Here is a 9176-nt window from a genome sequence, read left to right as displayed (position 1 = left end):
TACGTGCGAGGCGTACGACGGTGGTACTCGCAGACGGCTGGGTAGTGGGGTGTTGGTGGATCCCCCTGGTCGGGCTCGTCGGTGACGACCATCGAACGGCCGGGGCCGGGGTGGCGAGACAGCGGGTCATCTCGACCGCGTGAGCGGTCACTCCGCGGGAAGTGCCTGGTCCGAGAGTGAACGTCTGGTGCGGGAGCCGTGCGGCTCGTGGATGACGGCTCGGCAATGGAGACGCCGAGGTGTTGCAGGGTAGGGTGATCCCTACGGTGCGAACAGGTTGTAGCTGTTTCGTACCCAGGCCCTCGGAGAGTGTTGACGCACTCCCGGGGGCCGATCTATGTGCGCGACAGTACCCCCTTGGTAACAGATCAGCAAACAGGTTGGCGTGGTTAGCATCTCGATTCTTGAGGTAGACAAGTCATGGCCTCGCGGCTGGGAGTTGCCGGACATTTCACGGCGCCGGTTCCGTACTGCGAGAGAGGGACACGCGCTTGTCACTCAGAACGCGAGTGCCGACCAGGTTATGTCGATCGGGAAGGGGTAGGCGAAGGTTACGGGGGTGTCGTCGGTCGGTGTCCATTCGCCGACGATCAGGTAGTTCGCCGGACGTAACGGCGTGACACCCTGCGGCAGTTCGGCATGACCGGTCTCGAGCGCGTAGGCGCGGATCTGGGCGATCGAGCTCGTCTCGCGGTGGAGGCCGACCTCCCAGTACCAGGGAATGCCCGCGCCCGCGTAGCGTGCCTTCTTCGCTTCCATGTCGGTCTGGGTGTTCGACGGGGAGAGGACTTCGCCGACCAGGACCGTATCGCCGGCTCGTACGTCGGCGAACGGCGGCAGACATCGGTGCACGAGAAAATCCGGCGTGAGGAAATCGGACTTTCCGGATGTGCCGAGAAAGACGTTAGTCTCGGATTCGACTTCCCAGCACTGCTCGGGGCGGGCCGAGGTCTCGTCGCGAGCGCACCGCTCGATCTCGTTGGTGAGTCTGCGGGTGAACTTCTGGTGCTCGCGCGGGCCACGCCGCAGCCACACGACACGCCCATCCCAGAGCTCGATCTGATCGGCGAGGTGCTCAGGCAGCAGTTCGAGCTCTTCCCAGGTCATGTACTCAGGGAGCTCATGATCCTCCGCGTTCTGCCTGGACATGCTCCTATGCTACCCGCCCGAGGTCCAAGGCCGGGCCCCTCGGCCATGCCAAGGAACTGCCTCATCGTCAGTCGAAGCCCGGCCTGGCAGTCCTCAGGCGGCGTGCGTCCGGGGGCTACTCGGAGTCGTCCTCGCGGCGGCGGAGGAGTTCGTTCACGCTGACGGTGCGGCCCTCGTTGCCCGCGTGGCGACCTTCGTCGTCGGCGGCGGTGCCGCGGCGGGACGACCGCAGCTGGGCCATCCAGTTCTCGATCTCGTTGCGGTTGTCGTCCTGGACGGGCTCGGATTCCGGTGCGGGGGCATCGGATTCGTCCGGAGTGCCGTTCGCTGCGGGTTCCGCCGGAACCGCGGTGAAGCCGTCGGGAGCCTGCCAGCCGCTCGCCTGATCCTGATCGACCGGCGTGCCCGCGTGCTCCCGAGGCAGTGCCCAGCCCACCGGGCCCTGCGGCGGGGTGTCGCTGCGGCGGCCACGGGCGGGCTCGGCGGCACCGTGCCAGGTGTCGGCGGTCTGTGTCGTGGGCTCGGTGGTGCGCGAGGTCGGCTCACCGGTCTCGTCCGCAGCGTTCGGATCGGTGGCGGTGTTCGGCGAGTGGGTGGGATTCACCGGCGAGAACATCGGGTCAGCCGCGAAAGTGTTGTCGGAGAACGACACCGGGTTGCTGCGACCGGTCTCGGACGACGCGTTCGGCTCGGCCTCCGCGCTGTCCGACAGCGAAGCCGATTCATCGAAGTCGGACACGGGCTGCTCGCCGTGGGTGGTCGGTGAGAAGTGCGGTCGGTCCGGAGTCGCCGAGGGGACGTTCGGCGCGAAGGCGGAGAACGGCTGCTCGGTCGGGTTCGCCGGTGCAGGCCGCGCGCCGGGGAGGACCGTCGGCGCCTGGTTGTCGGTGGCAGGCGGCGTAGTGCCAGGGGTGTCGGCGAAGTTCGGGCGGTTGGGGGCCTGCGGGTCGGTCGGCTCGCCGGGGGTGACCGGCGAGAACACCGGGCCGCGGTCTGCTGCCGGGGCTTCGGAGTCGCCGGTCCACGGGGTAGACGGCTCCTGCGGTTCCACCGGGACCGGGGTGCCGAAAATGCCTCGGGCGGGCGGGGTTTCCTGGCCGCCACGCGAGACAGGGGGCCGCGCCGGTGTTTCCGGGTCGGTCGGCACTGAGGAGAGCGGGCGTCGGCCGAGAGGACCTGGAGTCTCCGGGTCTGTGGGTGCCGCGGAGAACGGACTCTGGCTGAGGCGGGGCGATGGTGTTTCCGGGTCGGTCGGCGCCTCGGAGTGGAGGTGCTGGTCGAGGGGGGTTGCCGGGGTCTCCGGGCCTGTGGGTGCTGCGGAGAACGGGCTCCGGCTGAGGCGAGTCGCGGGTGTTTCCGGGTCCGTAGATGTTTCGGAGAACGGGCTCCGGCTGGGGCGCGGTGCCGGTGTTTCCGGGGCGGAGGGTGCCTCGGAGAACAGGTTTCGGCTGGGAGGAGACGCCGGTGTTTCCGGGGCGGAGGGTGCCTCGGCGCGGTGGGCGCCCGGGGTGACCGAGAGGTCGGTGGCCGGGGGGACGAAGGGGGGTTCCTGGGTGGGTTCCTCGTCGTCCGTCGCGCGGGGCTCCGGCTCGGGGGTGGGCAGGGGGGTGAAGCCGCTGAAGGTGCCGCCGGCCGGGGGTTCGGTCGGGCGCGGCTGGGGGGTGATCATGCTCGGGCGCGGCGGGTTGACGATGCCGGGCGGCGTGACGATTCCGGGCGGCGGCGAGCTCGAGGTGCTGGGCCGGGTCGGGGTGACGATGTTGGGTCGCGGCGTGGGTTCGTCGGTGAATCCGGCGGTGCCGGGCGTCGACACCTGCGGGACGGCCGGGTTCTCGCCCCGCGGCGGGACGTATCCGCTGGGCGGCTGCACCTGCTCCGAACCACGCGGCGCACCGGGCGCCTGCGAGCTGGACGCAGGCGAGCCGGGCGTCTGCGAGCCGGGCACGAGTGAGCCGGGCGCGAGTGAGCCGGGCGCGGGCGAGCTGGGTGTCTGCGAGCCGGGTGCGGGCGAGCTGGGCGCAGGTGAGCCGGGATCGCGTGGCGCGATGCCACCACCCGGTTCGTCCGCACCGGCGGACGGATTCCGGGGGGCCCCGATCACGCCGGGGATGTCGTCCGGTCGATGACCGGACCCGATCACACCGTCGGTCCCCGGAGCGGCATGCCCGGCGCCGATGACGCCCGGTCCACCGACCGGACCACTGCCCGGGCGGTCCGTCTCGCCGAATCCGCTGTACCCGTTCGTGTTGCCGGGACGCGCGTCGCCGAAGTCGGCGGTCGAGCCGTTGTGGCCGTTGGAATTCGTTCCGCCACCGGTGTTTCCGGTGGAGCGCGGAACCGGGCGGCCGGGGAGGCTGATCCGGCTGTCGCTCGGCGATCCGGGGCGAACCGTACTGCCGGGCAGGTCGAGACCGGTGTCACCCGGCGTAACCTGTTGTGCTCCAGCGGAACCGGAGTCGGTCGGCGACGAATCGCCGGAATCGGGCAGGTTCAGGCCGGTGTCCGGAGAACCGGTCGACGGCGAGTCGTGCTGTCCCCGATCGCTTTCCGGAGCGTCCGGCTTCACGATCGGGAGGATCTGGGTGGGCTCGCCGGAGTCGGGGGGCGTCGAGCCCGGCTGGACGACCGGCAGCGTGCGGGTCGGTTCGTCGGCGAGCATCGAGGCGCGCGGGCGGGTGGGGTCGGGCGACTTGGCCATGCGCGGGCGCGGGGGCTCCGAATCACCTTCGGTGATCTTGTCGAGGTGCTGGGTGGGCGCCTCGGCTTCGATCTCGGCGACCGTGCGCGGGCGGCGCGGGGTCTTGGCCAGCTTGCTGTCGGGGACCGCCGTCATCTGCATGGTCGGCGGGTCGGTGATCGGGGTGGTCTTCACCAGGTCGACCACGGCGCCCTTCTGGGGTCGCTCGTCGTCGAGGATGGGTTCGCCCATCCCGATCTTCTCCTGGATGCGCTTCATCCACTTCGGCGCCCACCAGCAGTCGTCGCCGAGCAGTTTCATGATCGCGGGCACCAGCAGCATGCGCAGGACCGTCGCGTCGATGACCAGCGCCGCGATCATGCCGTAGGCGATGTACTGCATCATCACCATGTCGGAGAACGCGAACGCGCCGGTCACCACGAGCAGGATCAGGGCGGCGGCGGTGATGATGCGGCCCGTCTGCGCCGTACCGATGCGCACGGCCTCGGTCGTCGACGCGCCTTGCGCGCGGGCCTCTACCATGCGGGAGAGCAGGAAGACCTCGTAGTCGGTCGACAGGCCGTAGATGATCGCGATGATCAGCATCAGCACCGGCGCGCTGATCGGCTGCGGGGTGAAGTTGAGTATCCCGGCGCCGTTGCCGTCGATGAAGATCCAGGTCAGGATGCCCAGCGTCGAGCCGAGGCCGAGCGCGCTCATCAGGGCGGCCTTGATCGGCAGCACCAGTGAGCCGAAGGTCAGGAACATCAGGATGAACGTGCTGAGCAGCACGATCAGGATCATCCACGGCATCAGTTCGAGCAGCGTGTCGATACTGTCGGCCATGAGCGTGGGCTGCCCGGTGACGTACATCGTGACGTTGTCGGGAATCTCGATCGAACGCAGATAGTCGATCGTCGGCTCGGCATTGCCGGTGGGATCGATCAGCGTCGCCGAGGTGCGGTAGATCGTGCGGTCGTCCGGCGGGTTCGACGGTACCGCGAAGGGTTCGACGAGGCCGGGGGCCTGGTTCGCCTGCTTCCAGACCTGGCCGATGGCGTCGGTGTCGGCCTTGTCGCCGTTGTCGACCACGAAGACCAGCTGGATCGGGTCGGTCTTCTTCTGCGGGAAGACCTCGTAGAAGTGCTCGAGCGCGAGGCGGGTGGAGTTGTCCGGCGGCAGGTACTTCTCGTTGATGCCACCGAAGGCCAGATTCTTGACCGGGATGATCAGCAGCAACAGGCCGACCGTCACCGGGATGGCGATCTTGAGCGGGTGCTTCATCACCCAGCGGGTGAGGCGCCCCCAGAAACCGTTCTCGATCTGCTCGGCGGTCTGGGTCTTGCGGAACCGCTTGAGGCCCAGCATGTCGACGCGCGGGCCGAGCACGGCCAGCATGGCGGGCAGGATGGTCACCGCGGTCAGGGCGGCGAGCGAGACCGTCGCGATGGTGCCGTAGGCGACCGAACGCAGGAAGCCCTGCGGGAACAGCAGCACGCCGCCGAGGCTGGCGATGATCATCGTCGCGGAGAACACGACCGTGCGTCCGGCCGTCACCACCGAGCGCCGGACAGCGGCTCTGGTGTCGTAACCCTCGGCCAGCTCCTCGCGGAATCGGCTGACTATGAACAGGCCGTAGTCGATGGCCAGGCCCAGGCCGATCATCGAGACGACACCGGTGACGAAGGAGTTCACGTCGGTGAAGTTGGTCAGCACCATGACCAGGCCGGTGGCGCCGATGATCGTCAGACCACCGATGATCAGCGGCAGCGCGGCAGCCACGATGCCACCGAAGATGAAGAACAGCAGGATGGCGACCGCGGGAAGGGCCAGCACCTCCATGCGTTTGGTGTCGTGCGCGATGGTGTCGTTGAGGGTCACGCCGAGCGGCTGCAGGCCCGAGACCTCCACGTCGACGCCGGGGACGTAGAAGACATCCGCCACGGCCCGGTAGTTGGCCATGATCGTGGTGTCGTTGTCGCCGACGATGGCGATCGAGGCGAAGGCGTGCTTCTTGTCCTTGGAACCGAACGTCGACGGCACCGAGGGCGCGTTGCCCACCTGCCAGTAGGTGCCGTTGATCTTGCTGATCTGGTCGGGGTGTTCGGTGACGGCGGCGTTCAGATTGTCGATGATCTTGCCGCTGAAGGCCGGGTCGTCGATCGTCGTGCCCTCGGGGGCGTTGTACATGACGATCACGTCCGCCATGTGGTCGCGCCCGAACGAGGCGTCGGCGAGTTCCGCGCCCTGCACCGACTCCGAGCCGGGGTCGAACCAGCCGCTCTGGGTCAGCCGGTCACCGAGACCAGTGCCGTAGGCGCCCAGCGCCAGCAGAGCCGCACCGACCACCGCGATGACGGCGAAGCGGAACCGATAGACCAGATCGCCCCAGCGGGTGAACACTTAAGCGACTCCTTGACCAGGGCGAGAAGTGAGTAGCGCCGACAGCGGCCGGAACGGCTGCAGCCAAGCGCCCTCGTCGGGCAGCGAATCGAGGCTCACCCGCGGTAGCGGTTCCCGGAATACGCCCGGGATGTCCTCGAGATCGACGAACTCGAGAGTATCGGAAGTGACGGCCCAACTCGCGTGCTCACGGAATCCGAGCACCTGAGCTGGGATTCCCTTGGCCGCGATGGCTTCCAGCGGCTCGCGGAAGGCTTGTCCGTCGGCGGAGGCGACCATGATGCCGGCCAGGCCGTCGCGCTCGCGCGCCGCGATGTGGGCGAGCATGTCGGCGTCGACGTCGGAGTCCTCGTCGATCTTCGGCTTGGCGAAGACCGCGAAACCCACATTGCGCAACGCCTCCACCCACGGGCGGACCACGTCGGCGGTGCCGGGCGCGATATTGGTGAAGACGGTGGCCTCGGGCTCGACCCGGCTCTTGGTGCCCGCCGAGAGTTCGGCGGTGCGGGCCAGCAGCCAGCGGCCGAGGGCGTCGAAACGGGGGCGATAGGCAGCGGTGGGACGTCCACCGAGGATGGCGCCGAGTCCCATGTCGAGGTTCGGCGCGTCCCAGACGAGCAGGACGCGTCGGACATCGGAGCCGGAACTGCTCAACGCCGCGCTGCCGGTTCCCTGGGCGATATCCGGCATCTCGGTGGCGATCTCACTCACGCTCATCTGTCGATCTTCCCCCATATGAACTCGTTGATGGCGCTACCGGCACGCAGGCCTTTGCCCTCGAACTTGGTGACGGGCCGTTCGAAACCGATCGGCGCGGTGACGCGGCTGGCGGCGCTGTCGCCACCGGTGGTGTCGTTCAGGCCGGTGAACAGCGGTTCCTGCGAGCCTACTGCGAGGATGTGCTCGGCGTAGTCGGCGTGGTCGGTGGCCACGTGCAGCACGCCGCCGGGCTTCAGTCTGCTGGCGATGAGCGCGAAGGTCGGCGCCTGCAGCAGCCGCCGCTTGTGGTGGCGCGCCTTGGGCCACGGGTCGGGGAAGAAGACCCGCACGCCCGTCAGCGACTCCGGGGCAACCATGTTCTCCAGCACATCGACGGCGTCGCCGCGCAGCAGCCGGATGTTACCGATCTCCTCGCGCTCGATCTGCTGGACGAGCTGGGCCAGGCCCGGCTGGTAGACCTCGATGCCGATCAGGTTCAGGTGCGGTTCGGCCTTGGCCATCGCCGCGGTCGCGGTGCCGGTGCCGCAGCCGATCTCGATGACCAGCGGCGCGCTGCGGCCGAACCAGGCGTCGGCGTCGAGCGCCTCGTTGGCGACATCGCGGCCGATCACCGGCCAGGTGCGTTCCCAGGAGGTCTGCTGGTTCGGCGTCAGGGCGCCGCGGCGGGAGCGGAAACTCGTGACGCGCGGGTACAGCCGGGAGCCGGTGGTGGAGCGGCGGCCCGCTTCGTTCGGCATCTCGGACAGTTCGAGGTGCTTCGAAGCGGTGGACGGCGGCTCCGGAACCGACTCGACAGGGTGGTTGGCAGCGTCGTTCACGTCGTCCATTGTCCAGCATGCGCGCGGGTGCGCCGCAGGCGAGTACTGCCGGTGGAAGACGACGCCGCAGATCGGCGGGTCGAGGGCGGGTTGTCGGCCCAGGTCGGCTCGCGGTTCTCCCCCGACCGGCATTGCGCCGATCTGACAGAATGCCCTCTCGACAAGGGGGTGCAGAAATGCCGACAGCCACCGATTCCGTGCAGACACGGTCGCCCGACCAGCTCGACCAGCTGATCTCGGCGCTCCGATCCGGCCGTGGCGGTGACCCGGCCATCGCCGACCGGCTCGCCGCCGCGGTCACCCGCAGGCGCAGGCCGCTCGAGATCCAGGTGGCCGGGCGGGCGCTGAGCGGGCGCACCACCGTGCTGCGCGCGCTGGCGCTGCTCTCGGCCCAGGAGACCGCGCCGGTCGACCAGCCGGAGCTGCCCGATCCGATACTCGACGGCGACCTGGTGATCTACGTGCTCGCCGGTGCGCCGCAGGCCGCCGACCACCGGCTGCTGGCGACCCTGCCCGCCGGGCGCAGCGTGGTGGTGCTCAACAAGGCCGACGCGGTGGGCGCGCGCTGGGGCGAGGCGGTCGCGGCGGCCGAGCGCTACGCGCAGGAACTGAAGCTGCCGATCATCCCGGTGGTCGCCTCGCTGGCCGCGCGGACCAGGTCCGGTGCGGTCGACGCGACCGACCTGAGCGATCTGCGCAAGCTCGCCGAGAGCCCGGAGATCCCGTCGGTGCTGGCCGCCGAGCTGTTCATCGGTTCGGGCCCCGACCAGGACACGCGCCGCCGCCTGATCGAGAACTGGGATCTCTACGGCGTCGACTGCGCGCTCACCGCCTTGCGCGCCGACCCCGAGTTGCCCGCCACCGCGCTGATCCAGATCCTGCACTCCGCCAGCGGCATCGACCCGCTGCACCGGCTGGTGCACCGGCGCTACGAGCAGGTCGAGGCGGTGCGCGGCGGTGAACTGCTCGACGAGCTGACCCGGCTCGCGGCCGCCGCCGTCCCGCTCGACGGTGCGCGCGGCCGCGACATGATCGAGCACTATCTGGCCGGTGACGAGGCACTGTGGGCGGGGTTGTGCGCGGGCCTGGCCTGCCCGGCCGTGGCCCACCTCGCCGCGGGCTACCCGTCCCCGGCCCCCGCCGACGCCGACGAGGCCCTGGCCCGCGCCACCCGCTGGCGCGCCGTCGTCTCCAGCGACATGCCCCCCGCTGCCCGCCGCGCGGCCCTGCGCGTGCACAACGGCTACATCCGCGCCTGGGAACGGATGAGCAGTGCCGGACTCTGACCAGCGCGCGGCCACCCCCGCCGAGGACCAGCCCGCCGCTGCCTCGGCCGCGACGACGACCCCCGCCCCGGCCAGAGCCGAGCCCCAGCCGCCCGCGGCCGCGACCCCCGCCTCGGCCGCGGC

Annotated in this window: 5 protein-coding genes and 1 pseudogene; 1 reads left to right on the top strand and 5 read right to left on the bottom strand. The window is 69.8% G+C overall.

What is annotated here, in order from left to right; genetic code table 11:
* Positions 1-498 precede the first annotated feature (498 nt).
* From ACWEMY_RS28805 to trmB, 5 genes and pseudogenes are all read right to left on the bottom strand, one after another.
* Positions 499-1149, bottom strand: coding sequence for a Uma2 family endonuclease (locus ACWEMY_RS28805; RefSeq protein ID WP_452392544.1), 651 nt, complete (start codon positions 1147-1149; stop codon positions 499-501).
* Positions 1150-1871: 722 nt separating this feature from the next.
* Positions 1872-3377, bottom strand: coding sequence for a pentapeptide repeat-containing protein (locus tag ACWEMY_RS28800; protein WP_452392546.1), 1506 nt, complete (start codon positions 3375-3377; stop codon positions 1872-1874).
* A gap of 674 nt (positions 3378-4051) precedes the next feature.
* A pseudogene (locus ACWEMY_RS28795) lies at positions 4052-6229 on the bottom strand (MMPL family transporter); the annotation flags it as partial.
* Entirely contained in the window at positions 6230-6946 is a 717-nt protein-coding gene (locus tag ACWEMY_RS28790) for an NYN domain-containing protein (RefSeq protein ID WP_452392543.1), read from the bottom strand.
* A complete protein-coding gene (gene trmB, locus ACWEMY_RS28785; protein WP_452392545.1) occupies positions 6943-7686 on the bottom strand; it encodes a tRNA (guanosine(46)-N7)-methyltransferase TrmB in 744 nt (247 codons plus the stop codon). Before trmB ends, ACWEMY_RS28790 begins: the two co-directional genes overlap by 4 nt.
* Positions 7687-7943: 257 nt before the next feature.
* Between trmB and ACWEMY_RS28780 the strand changes: the two genes are divergently transcribed.
* A complete protein-coding gene (locus ACWEMY_RS28780) occupies positions 7944-9053 on the top strand; it encodes a hypothetical protein (RefSeq protein ID WP_452392542.1) in 1110 nt (369 codons plus the stop codon).
* Positions 9054-9176: the final 123 nt, after the last annotated feature.

The organism is Nocardia sp. NPDC004415 (assembly GCF_053602435.1).
This window is presented reverse-complemented; position numbering and strand designations above follow the sequence as displayed.